Source organism: Methylocystis heyeri (assembly GCF_004802635.2).
GTDB lineage: Bacteria > Pseudomonadota > Alphaproteobacteria > Rhizobiales > Beijerinckiaceae > Methylocystis > Methylocystis heyeri.
Genome location: NZ_CP046052.1, coordinates 1551319 through 1570617, shown reverse-complemented (window position 1 = coordinate 1570617; position 19299 = coordinate 1551319). Strand labels below are relative to the sequence as shown.

Here is a 19299-nt window from a genome sequence, read left to right as displayed (position 1 = left end):
CCGACGAAATTAGCAAGATTAAGCTAGCGGCATATGACCACAAATTAAGCAGAAATGTTTCTTGGGCAGGGATCGTGCGAGACCGGCGTTCGCGGTCGTCTTTCAAGTCCGAGCCTGCCGGTTTCGTACGCTCGGTTCGGGCGTTTCGATAACTCTCACGTAATGACATGACGCGGAAAAGGGCGTTTCTCCGGCGGAAATCGCGGACCGCGGAGGGCGGGGCGTCTAGGGTTTTACTGCCGTCTGCGACGTTTTAGCGGCGGCTGTCGGCTCATTTTCCACCATGTGCGACGCCCGATTTGGGCATGAGGAGGGCCATTCGAGCGTCTCGCGGGGGACAATTACGGCGCCTATATTTTGGGCGCCATAATATGTGCCCTACTTATGAACTGCTTATGCGAGCATTACGAAAAACTTATGGAATCCTTATGCGAAGATGACGGAAGATCACCTGAACATGACGACAGGCGAAAGCGGCCGAGTCGGCTTTTTTGAGCAGGGGGAGCGTTTCCCATGGTGCAAAGTTGAGGAACGATCGAGAAGGGGGTTCGGGTAAGGCCGGCGCCGGGCTGCAGCGGGAGGTGGAAAGGCGCGAGCGCGAACCGGCGGCTGTCCTGTACAGGGTCGGCGATCTGACCATAGACGCCGCCAGGCGGATCGCGGAGCGTGGAGCGCGGTCCGTCTGCTTTTCGCCCAAAGAGTTCGAGGCGCTTCATGTGCTGGCGAACGCCAATGGCGGCGTCGTATCCCCCCTCGAACTGATTGAACTCGTGTGGGGACCGAGACCTGCCGGCGCGGCGCAGCATCTGCGCGTCTTTATCGGCCGCATACGCGCAAAAATCGAGGACGATCCCGAGCGGCCGAAGGTGCTCCTGACCGAGAAAGGATCGGGCTACCGGATGGCGCCGAACGAAGCGGCGCGCCCCCGGTGACCAAGGCCGAAGGGAGCGCGGGGAACGCTCTCGCGGCGGGAGGAGCGCAGCCAAATGACGGCCGATTTCCCCTCGGCAAAATGCACGAAGAACTCAATGCTCGGGGAGTAATCTCTTGATCCGAGAGTAGACGTCTTGACTCTTGTGCGTTGTGTAAATGTTATGGTTTGTATATGTGCAGTTATATTATGACGCGAAGATTATAATAGAGAATTGCTGGCTTTATCTGTATTAAATGAGTTCATGATAATAAATACATGAGCCGAAGCTGATTGTCATATGCGCGTATCGTATATGTCTGATGCTGGCGTGATTGAAGAAAGAATGCCGACGATGATACGTATAGGCGGCCATGTTTGGGCTGTCGTGGCAGGTGCGATATTTGCTGCGATGCTGACGAATACAGCCAGAGCAGAGTCTCCATTAGACGGACTGTTCGCGCTCCTCGGATTCTCCAGCAGCCCTGCGTTAGAGCGTCCTGCGGCGGAAACCGCCAAGACGGGCCCCAGCGAAGCCAAAGGATGCTTCGTCTCCTATAGCCCGACCGAAATAGCGAAAGGCATCCGTCACTGGAAACCAGATTGTCAGTGAGACGAGCGAAGCAGCTGATCGATACTCCGGCGGCGCAATACAGAGCGGCGAAATGCAGCAGGATAACGTGAAAGCCCTCGATATCGTAAGCAGATACAGGAGCGGTGAGCCCGTATCGGCGCTTTCGAAGACATTCAACGTCTCTCCGCAACGGATATACCAGATAATCGACCGCGAGACCGCCGAGGAGATGCGGTCGAAACTGCCGGTCGGCGCGCTTTCCACGCGAACGATGAAAGCCTTGTTGCATAATCCTGTCGCTCCGGTGGAAATGAGCGAGATAAATCCTGAGTGGGTGGTCCGGAATTTCGACAGGTTCGACCTCAGAGGCATTCCCAACCTGGGGGAGAAAGGCCAGAAAGAGGTCATCGCCTGGGTGGAGTCGAATGGGTTGAGGCTGCGCGACAGGGCGATCGTCTGGTCGAGATCGAGCAGGCAGTAAAAGCCTTTACACCATCGGCCTCGACGAAGATCATCGCGACGGCCACACCCATTTGGGCGCTTGCGCATCGGGCGCGAGGGTTTCGCCGAACTGCTTTTCCAGCCGGATTTCGCTCGCCCCTGGCGTGTCGAGACAGGCGTCGACGAGCTTTCGCGAATGCGACACCACGATGAGGCCCGTCCGTTTCGAAGCCGCCATGACGAGACGCGCGAGCGGCGCGATCAGATCTGGATGCAGGCTCGCCTCCGGTTCGTTGAGTATCATGAGTTGCGGCGGCCGCGGCGTCAGCAGAGCGGCGAGCAGAAGAAGATAGCGCAGCGTGCCGTCCGAAAGCTCGGGGCTTCGCAACGGGCGCAGCAGCCCGTGTTGATGCATCTCCACTTCGACATGACCGTCCGATTCCCGGCACACCACGCTGGCGCCGGGGAAAGCGTCCGCAACCGAGGCGTCCAGCGCCTCGCCGTCGCCGATCGTCGCGATGGTCTGGAGCGCCGCCGCGAGATCGCTGCCGTCGCTGGCGAGGACGGGCGTGTAGGTGCCGATCTGCAGCCTTCGCGCCGGCGCGTCGCGGTCGGTCCGAAACTGATCGTAGAAGCGCCAGCCGCGCATGGTTTCGCGCAACTGGAAAAGCTCGAACCCCTCTCGCTGATCCGCGCAATGCGTCGCCATGCTGTCGAATGGGTTCAAGGCGGTTGCCGCCTGACGCCATAGGCCGTTTTCGTTCTTCAGGCGCACGCCGGGACCGCGTCGCTCGGCGAGAAGATTGGAACGGCCCAGCGTTTCGCCGAGCCAGAGGGCTTCGAGCTTGATCTGTGGATCGAGCGCGAAAACGGCGGGCGCGGAAGGCATGCCGAGGTCGATCGAATAGCCGTAGCGCGGCCCGGAAACGCCGAGCTTCAAAGCGATCGGTTTGCGGCGCACGAGGCCCTCGACCGGATATGCGCCCGCTTTCACCTCGCGCGAAAAAGTCTCGGGACCGGCCCAGAGGATCGATTGCAGACCGCCCTCTGCGGCGATCGATTGCACGATGCGGCCTTGTGCGACATCTGCGAGGAGCCTGAGCGCGCGATAGAGGCTGGACTTGCCGCTGCCGTTGGCGCCCGTGACCAGGGTGAGCGGGGTCAGCGCGAATTTTGCGTTGCGCAAAGAGCGATAGCCGGAAACGGCGAGGCGCGTAATCAAGGAAGGCGATCCGTTCAACGAAATAGTCCGGCCTGAAGACGGGGCTCCGGCGCCGAGGAAGCATTGCCGGCGCCCGCATTTGCGCCCGCTAATCGCAGGAGGACGACCGCTTCAGCAGGAAAGCGTGATTTTCCGGGTTGTCCGGGCTCAGATACAGGAACGGAGCGCTGGCGTCGGGGCCGGTCTCCGGCAATTCCAGCCGCTTGTGTACGGCGAGCAGGAGGCCTTCCGGCTTCGGCGAGAGGCGGAACGAGCCGGCGTCGCTCGCGTCGATGCGGCAATCGCGCACGCCGTCCCCCTTGGATTTGCAGGGGTCGATTTCGGCCGCCGACAGAGAGGCGTTGCACATGAGTTCTTCGCCCTGCTTCCAGCAGGCGCCTGTCGAATCGAAGCGCTTTTTGGCGCCGTGCGCCCAGATCCGGAGATCGGCGTCGGCGACGATGCGCTGCGGGTCTGTGGCGGACTGAGGCTCCCATTCCGGGGCCGCGCGAATCTTCAGCCGCACGCGGGTGACGATCTGATCCTTATGCGCGGATAGATGTCCCTTGTCGTAGACGCGTTCGTAGCAGCCCGCGAGCGGCGGGTTTTCCGCTGCGCCGGCGCTGGCCGCGGAAACAAGAAGACTGGCCCCGACTCCCACGCCGCGTAGCGCCGCTGCGATCATGTCCTTCCCCCGGTTTGTCCAAGAGAGTTTAGCAAGTGCGAGACCCGAAATCAGCCGGGAAGCAGGACCGCCATATGCGCCCTTGTGTCGCCGGTCAGTCGGGAGAAGACTCCTTGAGCGCCTGCGAGCCGAATTTCTTTTCCAGGGCGGCTGCGTAATCGGCGCCGCGCCATTCCTTCGGCGCGTCCTCGAGTCCGAGGAGACGGCAGGCGGCGGATACTGCGCCGCGGGTTTCGCCGTCGGGATGGAGCAAATCTTCGAGAAGCGCCGGCAGCGCGCGCGGATCGCCACGCTTGGCGAGGCCCATTATGGCTTCGAGACGCGCATCGAAGAAAGAGTCGCCGAGACGCTCAACAAGCGCGTTGCGAATTTCTTCGCTGTCGGCGTCGCCTCGTTCACCAAGGCTGAATGTCGCCCAATCGCGCACGACTTCGTCCTCGTCGCGCATCAATTGCATCAGGATCGCGATATTGGCGGGATCATCCGCGCAACTGCCGAGCGCGAAAGCTACGGCGTATCGCACAAGCTGGCGATCGTGCGCGGCAAAGCGCCGCGTTTGAGCGACGCCCGCTAAATCGCCAATATGGCCGAGAGCAAAAATCGCGGAGGCGATGGGCTCGGCCTCCGTTTCACGCGCAAGCAGAACGACGAGCGCATCGCGCGCCTCGATCGGAAAGGCGCTTCGCCGCTCTCGCCCGACGCCCATTTGAGCCAGCACATCCGCGCCGCGCTGGCGGCGCAGCGGGTCTTTGTCGTGCAGCCACTGAACTGCAATGTCGAAAACCTCTCGCGAGCCGAGCAATCGGAGTTCGCGAACGGCTGCCCACGCTTCGTCGTCTTCATCGTCGCCTGAAGACGTGAGCGTGCGTTCGAAAAGCGCGTGGATGTCTGGAGAGTCTGTCATGGCGAAATTTTTGAAAACCCTCGATAGGGCATGCTCCGATTATCCGGTCAGATTGTATAGAGCGAAAGTTTCGTAATCGGGCCGGACGGAAACAGTAAAAACGCCGCTAACCGTCTGGCGCGTCCAAACTTGCGGAGGGCATTTCTTTGGCGCATAGTTTGAGCTGGGTGGAAACCCTCAATTTAGCGCGTGTCCGTTTAGAACGCTTCAACATAGGAGCGCAGAGCGACAATGAAGCGAATTTCGTACATTCTGCTGAGCGCGGCCTTGGCGACCTGCCTGGCGGCCCCGCTTCGCGCCGAGACGCCGCAAGCCCCTGCGGCGACCTCAAAGGCGCCGGAGGCCATAGCTCCGGCCGCTCTCAACATATTGAAGGAAATGAGCGAGACGCTTGCGAAAGCCAAGTCGCTTTCTTTCAGCGTCCGCCGCGCCTTCGACGAACCCGCGTCCAACGGACAGCCTCTTTTCTATATGGTCGACTCCAGGATCAGCCTGCGCCGTCCAGACCAGTTGAAAGTCGAGGTGCTCGGCGACGGGCCGAAATCCGAATTCTATTACGACGGCAAGGAATTCGCCGTTTATCTGCCGGCGTCCAACCTGATCGCGGTGGAAACCGCGCCGCCTCATCTCGAGGAAATGCTGGAGGCCGCCTACAGCAAGGCGGGGATCTATTTTCCTTTCGTCGATTTCATCGTCGACGATCCCTATGCCGCCATAACGGAGAAGCTGACCTCGGCCTTCGTGATGGGCAAATCGGAAGTCGTGGGCGGAACGACGACCGACATTATCGCAATCGCAAACAAGGATTTTCAGGCGCAGCTCTGGATCGGCGCGAAAGACAAGCTGCCTCGCCTGGTCTGGCTCAATCCGACCAACGGCAAGGAAAAGTCGCGAAGCATGATCGAGTTTTCAAATTGGCGCCTCGGCGCCGCGAAGCTCAATTTCGCGCGCGCCCCGGGCTCCGCGAAAGCCGGACGCATCAAGTTCGAAAAGCCGGGTGAAGCTCATTCCGTCAAGCGCTAACGTCATGAGGCAGCCGATATGAAGAAGCTCTTCATTTCCATTTCCGTCGTCGCGATGGCCGCCGCTGCGATCACGCCGGCGCTCGCCTTTCGCGGCGGGTTCGGCGGCGGCGGCTTTGGAGGCCGCAGCTTCGGAGGCGGCGGTTTCGCCGCGGCTCGCGGACCCGAAGGCGGCTTCCACGCCGGCGGCGAGACCCGCGACGGCGGCACATGGCATGCCGGCGGCGATGACGGAGCCTACCATGCCGGGGGCACGACCGCCGGAGGCGAAAGCTGGCATGCAGCCGGCGAAGCCGGAGAGGGCGGCGCCTGGCATGCGGGCGGCGTCAACGGCAACGGCGGCACCTGGCATTCGGACGGCTACCACGGGGGAGCTGTCGTCGGCGGCTACGGCTATCATGGCCCCACCGTCGTCAACAGCTATTACGCAGGGGGCTGCTACAACTGCGGCGCGGTCGCAGCCGGGGCGGCTGTCGGCGCGGCGGCCGCCGCCCTTGCGGTCGGCGCGACGCTCGCCACGCTCCCTCCCGCATGCGTTCCGCGGGATGTCGGCGGCGACTCCTATTATGTCTGCAACGGCTCCTGGCTCGCGCCGAGATATGGCAACAACGGGGTCTATTACGTCGTTGTCGATCCGCTCTGACGCGGCCGCTCGAACGGCGCCATTCCAGGCGAAGCGCGCGCTGGAGCGAGAAGTTTTCCGAGAGCGGGCGGCGTTCTCGGAAATGAGTTCTACCCTAGAGAATGCGCTCTAGCGTCTGATGTCCGCTCATCTGCCGGATGGCCAGGGCAGCCTGTCGAGAGGTGCCATGGCCTTCGCCATGTCTTTGGCGGCGGCCATATGCGCGGGATTATCGACATCGAAGGTTTCGGTCGTCGCGGTCATCAAGAGGCCTCCGTTCGGTAGACGCTCGGCCAGGACGGTCGAAGGCGGCGTGATCATTTCGGCGAGCCAGGGACAGAGATATTTCATCCAGGCAGGCCCGAAAAATATGCCGCCCCCATATGTTCGAACGAGCGGGTGTGACATCGCCCTCGCATGGACGGGATCCCAGGCGTCGACGATTGCGAGCAGGGCGGCGCGAAAGATGCGGTAGCTCACGACATTCTCATCCGGCCGGGAGGGGATATCAGCCTCGGTGGAAAGTGTAACGCGATTCCCGAACACATTTCTGAGTTGCGAGCCCGTCCGGCATAACACAGAAAAGGAACGCGCCTTCGGCGTGTTGCGCGTGAAGGCGCCGAAGGAATAGCCCTCTTCCGGACAGGGTTTGTTGGTCCATTCGTCCCGCGCCACGCCCGCGGCGACTTCCGCGGCGTAGCGGTCGCGAACTTCTTCGAGCTTCTCCGGGCGTCGCGCGCCGCAGGTCCAGAGGCTGAAAACGGGGTCGATCTCTTTCAAGGCGTCGATCATGCGCAGGAAACGCGCGGCGAGATTGTCCGGCGTCTCGGCGCGCGCTTCCCAATCGGCGCCTATGAAAAAATCTTTGCTCTTGCCTTTGATTTCTATGCCTATTGGCGGACGGGTCATCACCACAGCTCCGGGGGTACGACGATTATTTTGATCTTGCTATACCTGTCGTTTGCCTCAAACCACTTTCGCGCCAATTCGGCGGCCTCGGGTTCGGCGAAATACCATTCGATATCGCGCGATCCGGCGGCGCTGACTTGGCGTTCAGCCTGATCCTCCAATTCGTGGTAAAAGCTTAGTTCGGGTTTTCCGCCAGCTTTTAGCATCCAGGCAAGGCCAGGCCCCTTGGCGTCGATCATGGTTCCGTCGCTCTCGCGCCGCTCGATTGCCGTCGCCGATGGAATTGACAGCTTCAAATGTTCTCCCTATGTTCTTACTGTTTCCCGCGCCCGGAGACAAATATGGGCTTCGAAATCTTTCTGGATGATTTTCACAACGGAGAGGCCGCCCCATTCCCGAGCTCGCTCGTGAAGCAATGTTTCGGTTCTTACCTCAGCGGTTCGAGCGGTAAAGATTGGAGCCTCGAATATCCAGGCTATGCTGAGATTTATGCGGATGAGGGCGAGCAACTTCGGTTCGCGCGCACCTGCATCCGGCGCTGATCGAAGCGCTGGGCGAGCCCAAGCTGGTTACGGCGCCGGAGCAAATTCTCGAGGAAATCAGGAAGAGCTGAGGGGCGCGGCGCGCCTCGGCTATCCACTCGCCAGAATTAGGACGCAAGCAGATGGCGTAGCGCGGCGAGATCCATCGGCTTGACGAAATGGTGGGAAAATCCTGCCGTTCTGGTGCGCTCGCGATCCTCGCTCCGGCCCCATCCGCTCAACGCGACCAGAACGATGTCTTTTCCTCCCGGCGCCGCCTGTATCCGCTTCGCCGTCTCATAGCCGTCCATCAGCGGCATGCCGAGATCGAGGAAGACGACATGCGGTTCGAAATCCGACACCGCCCCGAGCGCTTCCTGGCCGCCATAGGCGACCCGGCTCTCTACGCCCATCGACTTCAGCAGCAATGCGAAACTGTCCGCGACGTCGCGATCGTCGTCGACGACGAGAGCCTTCACATCTGCGGCCTCGGCGGCGCAGGGCCCCGCGCCGGCCGGCTCTTCGCCGCAATCCGCCAGCGGCAGACGCACGATGAATTCGCTGCCGCGATGCTCGCCGTCGCTGTGCGCTTCTATTGCGCCGCCATGCAATTCGACCAGGCTTCGCGCCAGCGCGAGGCCGATGCCGAGGCCGCCTTGTTCGCGGCCGGAGCCGCCGTGGGACTGCGAAAACAGGTCGAACACCTTGGGCAGCATCTCAGGGGATATGCCGATGCCGTCATCGCGCACGGAGACGATCGCCCTCGCGCCCTCCGCCCGCAGGGAGAGGCGTATCTTGCCGCCGCTCGGGGAGTATTTGGCCGCGTTGTTCAGGAGGTTGGCGAAAACCTGCGCGAGGCGGACCGTATCGCAATCGACGAAGACAGGCCGGTCGGGCAAGCAAATCGCCAAGGCGTGGCTTTCGGCGCTGATCAGCGGCTGGCTGATTTCCTGGGCCTGGCGAATGATCGCCTTGAGGTCCGTACGTCGCCTGGCGAGAGTGATCTTGCCGGTCGTGATGCGGGAAACCTCCAGCAGATCGTCGACGAGCCGGACGAGATGATCGACCTGGCGCTCCACCATAGAGATCAGCGCGCGCGCCCGATCATGCGAGGCGGGCGGGCCGAACTCCAGTCGATTCAACACATAGACCGCGCTGCGGATCGGAGCCAAAGGATTGCGCAATTCGTGCGACAGGATCGCAAGGAACTCGTCCTTCCTGCGGTTGGCGATGCGAAGCTCTTCGAGAGCGTCGCGGACGGCATATTGAAGCCGGCGCGCCTCCAGGGCGGCGCGCAGGGCGCTGATAAGGGTCCGCTTCGGGACAGGCCGCTCCAGAAAACCGACGTTCGGCCGGGTTTCGAGCGCGCGCAACGCCGGGATGTTCCGCAGCGAAGCGCCCCGGCCGAGGAGTATGATCACCGGCAGCGACGACCAGGACGGCTCGCTGCCCAACCAATCCTCGGGGCTGTCGGCAAGCGCCGTCGGCAGAGCCTCTTCCGCGATCAACGCGCAACCCGCGCCGAGGTCGATCTCCCGCCGCAATTCCTGGAGGCTGCCGCAAATGCATGTCGCGAGACCACTGCGGCCGAGCGTCTGATCGGCGAGAGAGGCGTCGCGTCCCCACGGCGTCAGGATCAGGATGCGCTGGCCTGTTTCGGAACTCGCACGATCGCCGCTTTGGTTCATGCGTTCAACCGTCGCGGCTCGGCATCGAGCTGTATACGGGCGTGCCCGTTAGAACGCCCGAGAAGCCCTCGAGCGGCTCGCTCACTGTGACGCCGCAGGCATCAAGGACAAGCTCGCGGATGGTGCGCTCATGACGCCCGCTGCGCTTCTTCACCACGGACAGCGCCTTGTGGATAGCCCCGCCAACCTCGTAGTAACGCAGCAGAACGACATTATCGGTGAGAAAGCTCAGATCGATCGGCGCCTGCATCTCGGAGCCGAGGATGCCATGCTGGGTGAGGGTCAGGAATATCGCCACGTTTCGGCGGCTGAGGTAAGTGATGAGCTCGCGGATGTGCAGCAGCACCGTCGGCTCGTCCATGGCCGATTGCAGATAGCCGTTCAGCGTGTCGATCACGACCACGGCGATGTGCTCCTCCTCCACCTGCCGCACGAGAAGCTCCGCGATTTGCCCGACGCTGAGTTCGGCGGGGTCGAGATGGTTCAGGCGGACGAGCCCGGAGTCCGTCGCTCCGCTTATGTCGAGCCCCAGACCCTCGCCTCGAGCCATATGGGTTTCGACGCTCTCGTCGAAAAGCAGGATGCTGCTCTTTTCCCCTCGTTTCGCCGCTTCCATCGCATAGAGCGTGGATATCGTCGACTTGCCGATGCCCGCGGGCCCGATGATCAGCGTGCTGGAGCCTCGTGGCAGACCGCCGCCCGTAAGCGCGTCGATCGCCGGAATGCCGCTTTGCAGATCCGGGCCGAGCTTGGCGGGTTCGTAAGTTTGGGCGACAAGGCGCGGGTAGACGACCAGCCCTCCCGAGACGATGGTGAAATCATGCGCGCCGCTGAGATAGCGGCAGCCGCGCAGCTTTCGCACCCTCAGCCGGCGGCGGTCCGCGCCGTAATTGCAATCAACCTGCTTGAGTTCGATGATCCCGTCGGCGAGCGTCTGGCTGCGCAGGTCTTTTTCCGTCATCGACGCTTCGTCGAGCATGATCGTCGTGCAATTGCGCGCGGCCATGTGATCGCGAATGCGCTTCAGTTGACGCCGGTGAAACGCCGGCGTCGGAGCCAGAATCCGCAGGCTCGAGATCGTGTCGAGCACCAGAAGGCTAGGCCGCAGCCGTTCGACTTCTTCAAAGAGATGGCGCAGCGTTTCGTCCACCTCGACTTCGGCTTCGGGAAAGAGCGTATATTCGCCCTGCTCTTCCGCCGGGGAAGCATCTGCGAGGTCGGTGATGTTTATCCCGTCGAGGCTCCAGCCGTGGGAGAGGCCGATCGCCCGAAGCTGTTCCGGCGTTTCGGCATTGGTCGCCAGCAGGCAGCTCTCGCCATCGCGGACGGCCTGCAGCAGAAATTGCAGCGCGATGGTCGTCTTTCCGCTTCCCGGCGGCCCCTCCACGAGGATGGACGCGTTGCGCGGCAGGCCGCCCTGCAGAACATTGTCGAGGCCCGGAACCCCCGACGGGAACCGGGGAACCGGGACGAGCAATCCAGACATGCGCCGCAGCCTCGTAATAAAACCGAAATCGATACAAGCATATTGGCGATCAGCCATCAATGGTGGAAGCCGAGAATTCTGTTTTTGGCGCGGCCCTTAGTCTCGTCCTTAGGTAATATTCCAGCAGAAAGTTTTCGAGTGCAAAGATACGCTTCCGTTTATACAACGAAATCAAATAGAATTCCGCGTCCAGAGCTAGAGCCTGTTCCTAAAAATTGCGAAGCGGTTTTTAAAAAAGAACATGTTCTGCGAGTGAAATTTGGACCGCGTTCGACGGTGTTTAAACCGAACGCGCTCTAGGCCACAAACTCATAAAGGGGATTCCGTTTTCAAGCGAATAGTGATTCAAGCTCCTTGGAGGAGCGAGAATGAGCCAGCGCCGGTATGAACTTTCGGATTTCGAGTGGTCGATCATTGCGCCGCTATTGCCGAACAAGCCGCGCGGGGTTGCTCGCGCGGACGACCGCAAAGTGCTGAACGGCATCTATTGGCGGCTGCGAACGGGGTCGCCCTGGGCCGATATTCCCGAACGCTACGGACCAGCGACGACCTGCTACAACCGCTTCGTGCGCTGGCGCAGGCTTGGCGTCTGGGACCGCATCTTCGAGGCGGTCTCCAAGGCCTATGACGGCGATTTGCAAATGATCGATTCTTCCTCCATCCGGGTGCATCAGCATGGCGCCAACGGTAAAAAGGGGGCGAAGGCGAAACGCCGGCCGCCGTTGGGAACCTCTCTGCAAGCCGATGCATGGGGCGCTCGCGCGGCGGACTGACAACGAAGATTCATGCGCTTGTCGACGCCAATGGCCTACCGATCGCCCTGAAGCTCACGGAAGGCCAGGCTCACGATGGCAAGAGCGCCGCAGACATGCTGGGAGGCCTTGGCGATGGCCAAATTCTGCTCGCTGACCGCGCTTATGACAGCGATGCCCTACGAAGCTCTCTCGAGGAAAGAGGCGCTTGGGCCAACATCAAGCCCATGCCGGGGCGGGTTAATGTCCCAGCCTTCAGCCCCTTCCTTTATCGATACCGCAATCTCGTCGAGCGCTTCTTCAACAAGCTCAAACACTTCAGGGCTGTAGCGACGCGCTTCGAAAAGCACGACGCTAACTACCTCGCTCTCGCCAAACTCGCCGCAGTCAAAATCTGGATAAGATTTATGAGTCGGTGACCTAAATTGCCCGAGGCCGGCCCTTTTTCGTCGTAGCTCCTCTCTGCGCATGAGGTTCGGCGACATCCAGGCCGCTGCCGAACCTCCCGGCTTAACGGAACGCCAACGCTTCGCAGGTTACGTAGTGGCGAGCATCGGGCAGACCAACGAGCGCGTCCTCGCAAACGCGCGCCTGTTGCGGCGATCGTGCGGCGTCTAGTCATGATATTTGCTTCCTTCGAGTTTCTTTTCCTGTTTCTACCTGCGTTCCTGACGATCTATTTCTTGGCGCCCACGGCGCGGCGAAGTTGGGTCATTCTATTGTTTTCCTGGGCGTTTTACGCCTGGTGGCGGGTCGACTTCCTCGTGCTCCTCGTAGGGGTCACGGTCTTCACCTATGTCGTCGCCAGGATGATGGAGGCCGTCGGGCCGAGGTCCTCTTGCGGCGGCAGGCTCATGGTGGTCGGACTCGTCGGCAATTTGGCGTCGCTCGCTTATTTCAAATACGCGAATTTTGGCGTCGCCACCTTCAACCAGGTGATCGGAGCGCTAGGCTTTCGCCCGATCGCCTGGACGGACGTCATCTTGCCTGTCGGGCTGTCGTTTTACGTACTGCAATCGATCTCCTATCTGGTCGATGTTCGCCGGGGCGACGCGCCGGTAGCGCGTTCGCTCGTGGACTACGCCGCGTACAAGGCGATCTTTTGCCAGCTCATCGCCGGTCCGATCGTCCGCTACGCCGAGATCGCCTCGCAAATGAAGGGACGCGACCATTCCCTGGAGCAATTCGGCTTGGGTGGGCGCATTTTCGCAATCGGTTTGGCGATGAAAGTAGCCATCGCCGACACGATCAGCCCGTTGGTGGACGCCGCATTCGCGCTCAGCGAACCAGGATTTGTCGAAGGCTGGCTCGCGGCTCTGGGCTACACGCTGCAAATTTATTTCGACTTCGCAGGCTATTCGCTGATGGCGATCGGTCTTGCGCGCATGATGGGCTTTCATTTTCCGCAAAATTTTGACAATCCGTATCTGTCCGGCTCGATCCAGGAGTTTTGGCGCCGCTGGCATATGACGCTGTCGCGGTTCCTGCGCGATTACCTCTACATTCCCCTTGGGGGAAATCGGCTAGGCCCGGCGCGCGCTTACGCGAACCTCATGCTGGTCATGGGTATCGGCGGCGCTTGGCATGGGGCAAGCTGGAATTTCATATTTTGGGGGGTTTGGCATGGCGGCCTGCTCGCGGCGCATCGGCGGTGGTCGCATCGACCGGCGCCAAGTAGGCGAATGCCGTTTGCCTTCGCCAACGCCCTGACCTTGCTGGCCGTGATCGTCGGTTGGGTGGTGTTTCGCGCGAAAAACCTTCAGGAGGCCTCGGCGATTTATTGGGGCATGCTGGGTTTTAACGGCTTCGCCTTATCCGACGATCTCGCCTGGCGGATAACGCCGGATGAGCTATGGTTCATGGCCATCGCTGTCGCCCTCGTCTTCCTGCCGCTCCGCCCAAACTGGCTTGCGCGGAGGCGTCCGGCCGTCCTCTTTCGCCTTGCGAAAGCCGTTGGTCCCTTCGCCGCACTCGGCCTGTCGATCGTGCTGCTTTACAGCCGCGACGCCGCTCCTTTCCTCTATTTCCAGTTTTAGCCCATGGCTTGCCAGGACCCGACTCCAAGCGCAAACAAGATGGCGCGTCGAAGCCGCTCCATGTCCGCGCGATTGCAAGGCCTGTTCTTGATCGCTCTGCTGATCGTCGGCGCCTGGCAGGGCTCGGCCGCGCTTGCGACGAACGTCGCGGAGCGTCGCTTGGCGCGCATCGCCAATCTGCAAGCCTTGTTCGACGGACGCGCCGCGCGGACGGTGAATTTTATCGAAGCGCATTATTTGCCGGCTGATGGCGCCTTGCGCATGATCGGCGGCATTTTGCGTTGGCGTGTGTTTCGCTCCGGCGGTCCGCAGGTCGACGTGGGATGCGATGACTGGCTGTTTTTCAAGGAGGAATTGCGAAACTGGCCGGACGCCGAAGCGCATATGCGCGAAAGGGTCGCCGGCCTGGGCCGGATCGCCGCGCGCCTGGCAGGAGATGGAATTCAATTGGTGGTCGCGCCCGTGCCGGACAAGGCGCGCGTGGAGGCTGGAGCCCTGTGCGGATCGCACCGGACAGCGCAAGCCGACCAGCGCTATGGGGCGCTCATGAGACTTCTCCGCGACCAGGGGATCGCGACAGTGGAATTGCTGGCGCCGCTCGCGGCGGCGCGTGCACGGGAGCCGATGTTTTATCGGACCGACACGCATTGGAACCAGACGGGCGCCGCGATCGCGTCCAAAAGCGTCGCCGAGGCGGTCACCGCGCCGATCGAGCGGCGTTTTGGTTTTCACACGGAGAAAGCCACAGTCGAAACCGACTGGCCCGGTGATCTACTGCGCCTCATGAGCCTCGACGCGACCCCTGACATCTGGCTAAAACTCCGGCCGCGGCCGGATCGTCAGTTAGTCGAACGCACGGTCGCGACCCAGCGCGCCGAAAGCGTCGGCCTGCTCGACGAGGATCCGGGCGACAGGATCGTGCTTCTGGGAAGTTCGTATGCGCTCAACGCCAATTTCCACGGGCGGTTGCAGGAATATCTGCGCGCGCCCGTCGACAATCTGGCCGAAGCCGGCGGCGGTTTCGCGGGCTCGGCGAACCACTATTTCAGGGGAGCGCGCTTTTCCGAAACTCCACCGCGCCTGATCATATGGGAGTTCCCCGAACGCGCACTTTCCCCGCCGCTCAATGCGGACGACCGCGCCTTGCTCGAGTTTTTCCAACGGTGATCGGCCTCATCATCAATCTGCGACTATTCAGGTTTCAGCCAATTTTAAAGGATGCTAGATACGAGTTAGCGAAAGTTGCGGCGCGCCTGGCTTTGACGCTGTCTGGCTCTATTGCCCTGTTCGCTTGCGACGTTTTTGAGCGATGGGCCTTGGACATGCAGAACATTCTTGCCGGTGTCGCCTTTCTGATCATAGGCGACAGTCATTTTTCCAGGGAAAATTATCTCATCACGACGTTGCATAACGAATTGTTGCAGCGGGGGGCGCAGGTGGAAACTTTTGGCGCTTGCGGCCTTACCGCGGGCGAGTGGATCGACTCGACTTTCGCATCCTGCGGAACCGCCCACCGCGGCGGCGACGGTCCAGTGGAAGAATACCGGACAGGAGCCAAAAGCTGGCCGATCGACGCGCTGATCGATCGCGTCAAGCCCAACGTGGTCGTCGTCAGCATAGGCGACACCATGGCCGCCTACGGCCGGCGCGACATGCCGAAGCAATGGATTAGCGAAAACGTCAAGGCGCTGACCAGCCGCATCACAGCGCATCATGTGTCCTGCATCTGGGTCGGACCGGCGTGGGGCTCCGAAGGCGGCCCGTTTTTCAAGACCTTCGAGCGGGCGAAGGAAATGTCCAGTTTCCTCGCGACGCAGGTCGGCCCGTGTGTTTACGTCGATTCGCTCGCGCTTGCGGCGCCGGGAGAATGGAAAACCTTCGACGGTATGCACTTTACGACGCTCGGGTATCGGCAATGGGGAGCGGCCCTCGCGACCGCCATAGCACAGTGCATTCCCGAGAAGCGTGCGGGGCACTGAACCTTGTCGCGCCTGCCGTGGGGAGTTTGGACGACAATGACGAGCCCAGCAAAAATATTTCGCATCCACGCCAAGCCAGTGCGGCGATTTGGCGGATGGCGCGTCCTCGTCATGCTTGCTCTATCGGCGACGACCGCCTCGGCGCAGATGTCGCTGTATGAGCGGCTTCCGGCGGGGTTTGCCTTTGTTCGTTTCGCCAGCGCTCTTCCCGGCGACGTCATCGTCAAACCTGAAAGCATCACCGAACCGATGACGCTCACGACGGAAGGGGCCGGGCGCATTTCTGCCTATTATGGCGTCGAGGATGTCGTAGATCGCACGTTTTTCGTCGAACTGGGCGGGAAGGCCAGGACGAGCTTCGCGTTGACGCCGGGCGTGTTCCAGACTGTCTTGCTAGAACGGTCCGGGGGTGGCCTGGCGGCTAGAGTAGTGATCGACCAGGCCGAATTGAGCCAGAACAAGGCCAGGCTCGCCTTTTACAACGCCGTGCCGGATTGCGCCGGGGCGAATTTGCAGATTGAACCGGATGGACAAGCGATTTTCTTGAACGTCGGTCCCAACCTAATGCGCGGTCGCTCAGTCAATCCCGCGCCAAACGCACGCGTCATTGCGAGTTGCGGCTCCGCCCAAATGGTCGCACTGAACCTGGGGCCTCTCGATGCCGGCGGCCAATACAGCGTTTGGCTGATGGCGCCGGAGGGCGCGCCGATCGCGTTCATCTCGAAGAATACGATAGCGCCTTACTTGCGCTGACCGAAGCCGCTGGTTCGAGTGAAGTTGCGCTCAGGCCGTGGGCGCGGCGCGCTGGTAGTCTTGCGCTCGCGCTTCAAGACGCTGGATGGCGCTCAAGGCGATGGGTGACGGGAAACGCCGGTCAACAGCCAAGCCCATCGAAGCCGACTACAGCACCGCCATTTTGGTGCGCGAGGCTAAGCGCTCGGTCACCATGACAGGCGATCTCATGCGAGTCGGGCAGAGAGCTGTCGTCCGCCCACGCTTATCAGGCAAATGTTGGGTACGCGCCGGACTTGGGTATAAAAACTATTCGTAAGTGCTTGATTTCTTTGGCGCGCCCAAGGGGATTCGAACCCCTGTTTTCGCCGTGAAAGGGCGACGTCCTAGGCCTCTAGACGATGGGCGCGGGCTCTCGCAGCGCAGCGGCGCGACGAAGCGAACTGATCTATAGAGGGGCGGGGGCCGGATGACAAGCGTCCCCGGCGAAGAAAAAGTTGATAAGTCTCACGAGGAGCATTCGCCGCAGGGATTTGATCTGCCGCGACTTCCTGTCGATCGAACGTTGCCATTCGATCGATGTGCGCGCTTGTGAGCTTCCCGTTTGCGCAACCTGGGGAAAATGCCTTACACCCGGCCCAAATGCATCGCCCGACTGTGGGTGAGCCCAAAAGCTTATTCTTTTCCAAAATGCGCCCAGCTGCTTTTGGAAAAGAATATGCATCTGCCAATGACGAAAGAGCATGTTCCCAAAAAGTGCGCAGCGGTTTCTGGACAAGAACATGCTTAACCAACGAAAGAGCATGTTCCCAAAGAGTGCGCAGCGGTTTTTGGAGAAGGACATGTTTAATCAGTGATGAAGCGCGTTCGGTCGTGTTCGGGCCGAACGCGCGCCAGCGGTTGAAAGGTTGGAGGGCGCCGGATCGCAAAGCCTGACGGCTTTTGCGCAATGGGCTCCAAAAGCGGCTTCATGCTCACGATCAATGATCTCACCTACCGGCTGGGCGAGCGGATGCTCTTCGACAAGGCCGGAGTCGCCCTGCCGACGCGCGGCCGCGCCGGATTCGTCGGCCGCAACGGGGCCGGGAAAACCACGCTGTTTCGGCTCATCGCGGGAGAAATCTCGGCCGAAAGCGGCGCGATCTCGATTCCGCCGCGCAGCCGGCTGGGCCGCGTCGAGCAGGAGGCGCCTGGCGGCCCGACCCGACTGATCGATTTCGTCCTCGCCGCCGATGTGGAGCGCGCCTCGCTTCTGGACCGCGCACAGGTCGAGACCGACCCGCATGAAATCGCCGAAATCCAGACCCGTCTCGCCGATATCGAGGCCCATGCCGCGCCCGCGCGCGCAGCGGCGATCCTGCACGGCCTCGGTTTCGATTCGCAGGCGCAGCAGCGACCGCTTTCGGAGTTCTCCGGCGGCTGGCGCATGCGCGTCGCCCTGGCCGCGGTGCTGTTTTCGCGTCCCGACCTCCTGCTGCTCGACGAGCCCACCAACTATCTCGATCTCGAAGGCACGCTCTGGCTGGTCGACTATCTCGCGCGCTATCCGGCTTCCGTGATCGTCATCAGCCACGACCGCGACCTCCTCGACGACGTGGCGACTCACATCCTTCACCTCGATCGCGGCAAGCTTCAGCTCTACAAGGGGAACTATTCCTCCTTCGAGAAGCAGCGCCGCGAGGCCCAGGAGCTGGCCCTCAAGGCCGGCAAGAAGCAGGAGGAGCAGCGCAAGCATCTCCAGTCCTTCGTCGATCGCTTCCGCTCCAAGGCCACCAAGGCCCGGCAGGCGCAATCGCGCATAAAGCTGCTGGCCAAGATGCAGGAGGTCGCGCCGATCGTGGACGAGGCCGTGCTGCCGATTCATCTGCCTTCGCCGGAAAAGCCGCTGTCGCCGCCGATCATATCGCTGGAAAACGCCAGCGTCGGCTATGGCGAACGGGTCGTGCTGTCGCGACTGACGCTCAGCCTGTCCGAAGACGACCGCATCGGCCTGCTCGGCGCCAACGGCAACGGCAAATCGACCTTCGCCAAGCTACTCGGCGGCCGGCTGCAGCCGTTGTCCGGCAAGGCGGTTCGGGCGGCCAAGCTCGATGTGGGTTTCTTTGCGCAGCATCAGGTCGATGATCTCAATCCGGACGACACGCCGTACAGCGTGTTCTCGCGGCTGATGCCGGACGCCCCCGAAGCCCGCGTCCGCGCCGCCGCCGCGCGCGTCGGGTTTTCCGGCCCGCGCGCCGACACCAAGGTCGAACGTCTCTCGGGTGGCGAGAAGGCGCGGCTGCTGCTCGGCGTCACGTCTTTTCACGCGCCGCATCTCCTGATCCTGGACGAACCCACCAACCATCTCGACATCGACAGCCGCGCCGCGCTGATCACAGCCATCAACGAATATGAAGGCGCGGTGGTGCTGGTGTCGCATGATCGCTATCTGCTGGAGGCCTGCGCCGATCGCCTATGGGTGGTCGAGGACGGCCGGGTGCGCAATTTCGACGGCGATATGGACGAATATGCGCGCTATATTCTGTCGAAATCGCGCGAAGACGAGCGTCCGGCTGCGGTGGCGGCGGCCAAGCCCGCCGAAAAGGCGCCGCCCGTTTCAAAGCCCCGGCGCGATCCCGGCTTCGTCCGTCGCCAGCTCGCCGCGGCCGAGGAGAAGGTGAACAAGTTCACGCAGCTTCTGGAGCGGGTGGACGCCGCGCTGTCGGACCCGGAAGCTTTCGCGCGCAACCCGCAGGAGGCCGCGCGCCTCGCCGCCCAGCGCGAGGAACTCGCCAAGGCTCTGGCGAGCGCCGAGGAGCAATGGCTGGAAATCGCGGGGCAGGCGGAGGGGTGAGCAT

General features: G+C 61.7%; 18 protein-coding genes and 1 tRNA gene. 11 read left to right on the top strand and 8 right to left on the bottom strand.

The annotated features are described in order from the left end of the window. Positions 1-524: 524 nt before the first annotated feature. Together H2LOC_RS07090 and H2LOC_RS07085 are read left to right on the top strand one after the other, a co-directional pair. On the top strand, positions 525-932 hold the full coding sequence (locus H2LOC_RS07090) for a winged helix-turn-helix domain-containing protein (RefSeq protein WP_162009712.1): 408 nt from the start codon (positions 525-527) through the stop codon (positions 930-932). Between the two features lie 643 nt (positions 933-1575). Further along, positions 1576-1965, top strand: a complete 390-nt coding sequence (locus H2LOC_RS07085) for a helix-turn-helix domain-containing protein (protein ID WP_154331588.1) — start codon at positions 1576-1578, stop codon at positions 1963-1965. Positions 1966-1995: 30 nt separating this feature from the next. Here the strand turns inward: H2LOC_RS07085 and H2LOC_RS07080 are convergent, their stop codons facing one another. The 3 genes from H2LOC_RS07080 to H2LOC_RS07070 all read right to left on the bottom strand — a co-directional run bounded on the left by H2LOC_RS07080 (position 1996) and on the right by H2LOC_RS07070 (position 4715). After that, entirely contained in the window at positions 1996-3147 is a 1152-nt protein-coding gene (locus H2LOC_RS07080; RefSeq protein ID WP_154331587.1) for an AAA family ATPase, read from the bottom strand. A gap of 88 nt (positions 3148-3235) precedes the next feature. Next, the gene (locus H2LOC_RS07075; protein ID WP_136495757.1) at positions 3236-3811 is read right to left on the bottom strand and encodes a hypothetical protein; all 576 of its coding nucleotides are present in this window, start codon (positions 3809-3811) and stop codon (positions 3236-3238) included. Positions 3812-3905: 94 nt separating this feature from the next. Then, positions 3906-4715 carry a HEAT repeat domain-containing protein gene (locus tag H2LOC_RS07070; RefSeq protein ID WP_136495756.1) on the bottom strand — a complete coding sequence of 270 codons (810 nt, stop codon included), beginning with the start codon at positions 4713-4715 and terminating at the stop codon, positions 3906-3908. Between the two features lie 231 nt (positions 4716-4946). Between H2LOC_RS07070 and H2LOC_RS07065 the strand changes: the two genes are divergently transcribed. Continuing rightward, positions 4947-5738, top strand: a complete 792-nt coding sequence (locus H2LOC_RS07065; protein ID WP_136495755.1) for a DUF2092 domain-containing protein — start codon at positions 4947-4949, stop codon at positions 5736-5738. Positions 5739-5756: 18 nt separating this feature from the next. Then, positions 5757-6380, top strand: a complete 624-nt coding sequence (locus H2LOC_RS07060; RefSeq protein ID WP_136495754.1) for a hypothetical protein — start codon at positions 5757-5759, stop codon at positions 6378-6380. 126 nt (positions 6381-6506) lie between these two features. On the opposite strand, the gene H2LOC_RS07055 is transcribed toward H2LOC_RS07060, so the two are convergent. Both H2LOC_RS07055 and H2LOC_RS07050 read right to left on the bottom strand, forming a co-directional pair. Further along, complete coding sequence (locus tag H2LOC_RS07055; protein WP_136495753.1) at positions 6507-7268, bottom strand: Imm52 family immunity protein; 762 nt, start codon at positions 7266-7268, stop codon at positions 6507-6509. After that, positions 7268-7564, bottom strand: a complete 297-nt coding sequence (locus tag H2LOC_RS07050; protein WP_136495752.1) for a hypothetical protein — start codon at positions 7562-7564, stop codon at positions 7268-7270. Before H2LOC_RS07050 ends, H2LOC_RS07055 begins: the two co-directional genes overlap by 1 nt. A gap of 45 nt (positions 7565-7609) precedes the next feature. Here H2LOC_RS07050 and H2LOC_RS07045 point away from each other — a divergent pair, with 45 nt between their 5' ends. Next, a complete protein-coding gene (locus H2LOC_RS07045; protein WP_136495751.1) occupies positions 7610-7810 on the top strand; it encodes a hypothetical protein in 201 nt (66 codons plus the stop codon). Between the two features lie 107 nt (positions 7811-7917). On the opposite strand, the gene H2LOC_RS07040 is transcribed toward H2LOC_RS07045, so the two are convergent. Beyond that, complete coding sequence (locus tag H2LOC_RS07040; RefSeq protein ID WP_136495750.1) at positions 7918-9477, bottom strand: ATP-binding protein; 1560 nt, start codon at positions 9475-9477, stop codon at positions 7918-7920. Positions 9478-9481: 4 nt separating this feature from the next. Continuing rightward, positions 9482-10963, bottom strand: a complete 1482-nt coding sequence (locus H2LOC_RS07035) for an ATPase domain-containing protein (protein ID WP_136495749.1) — start codon at positions 10961-10963, stop codon at positions 9482-9484. Between the two features lie 368 nt (positions 10964-11331). On the opposite strand from H2LOC_RS07035, the gene H2LOC_RS07030 reads away from it, so the two are divergent. The 5 genes from H2LOC_RS07030 to H2LOC_RS07010 all read left to right on the top strand — a co-directional run bounded on the left by H2LOC_RS07030 (position 11332) and on the right by H2LOC_RS07010 (position 16483). After that, a protein-coding gene (locus H2LOC_RS07030) for an IS5 family transposase (RefSeq protein WP_425487309.1) occupies positions 11332-12134 on the top strand; the annotation gives its coding sequence in 2 pieces (ribosomal slippage) (positions 11332-11658 and positions 11661-12134; 801 coding nt in all). 201 nt (positions 12135-12335) lie between these two features. After that, positions 12336-13751 (top strand): MBOAT family O-acyltransferase, encoded by a 1416-nt coding sequence (locus H2LOC_RS07025; RefSeq protein ID WP_136495747.1) that lies wholly within the window; start codon positions 12336-12338, stop codon positions 13749-13751. 60 nt (positions 13752-13811) lie between these two features. Beyond that, on the top strand, positions 13812-14918 hold the full coding sequence (locus tag H2LOC_RS07020) for an alginate O-acetyltransferase AlgX-related protein (RefSeq protein WP_202620543.1): 1107 nt from the start codon (positions 13812-13814) through the stop codon (positions 14916-14918). After that, positions 14915-15730, top strand: a complete 816-nt coding sequence (locus H2LOC_RS07015) for an SGNH/GDSL hydrolase family protein (RefSeq protein WP_202620542.1) — start codon at positions 14915-14917, stop codon at positions 15728-15730. Before H2LOC_RS07020 ends, H2LOC_RS07015 begins: the two co-directional genes overlap by 4 nt. Before the next feature lie 36 nt (positions 15731-15766). Next, positions 15767-16483: an ABC transporter permease gene (locus H2LOC_RS07010; RefSeq protein ID WP_136495745.1), complete on the top strand. Its 717-nt coding sequence runs from the start codon at positions 15767-15769 to the stop codon at positions 16481-16483. Positions 16484-16795: 312 nt separating this feature from the next. Here the strand turns inward: H2LOC_RS07010 and H2LOC_RS07005 are convergent. Next, positions 16796-16871, bottom strand: a tRNA-Glu gene (locus tag H2LOC_RS07005). A 561-nt stretch (positions 16872-17432) separates the two neighbouring features. Here H2LOC_RS07005 and H2LOC_RS07000 point away from each other — a divergent pair. Continuing rightward, complete coding sequence (locus H2LOC_RS07000; RefSeq protein ID WP_136497023.1) at positions 17433-19295, top strand: ABC-F family ATP-binding cassette domain-containing protein; 1863 nt, start codon at positions 17433-17435, stop codon at positions 19293-19295. The last annotated feature ends 4 nt before the right edge of the window (positions 19296-19299 follow it).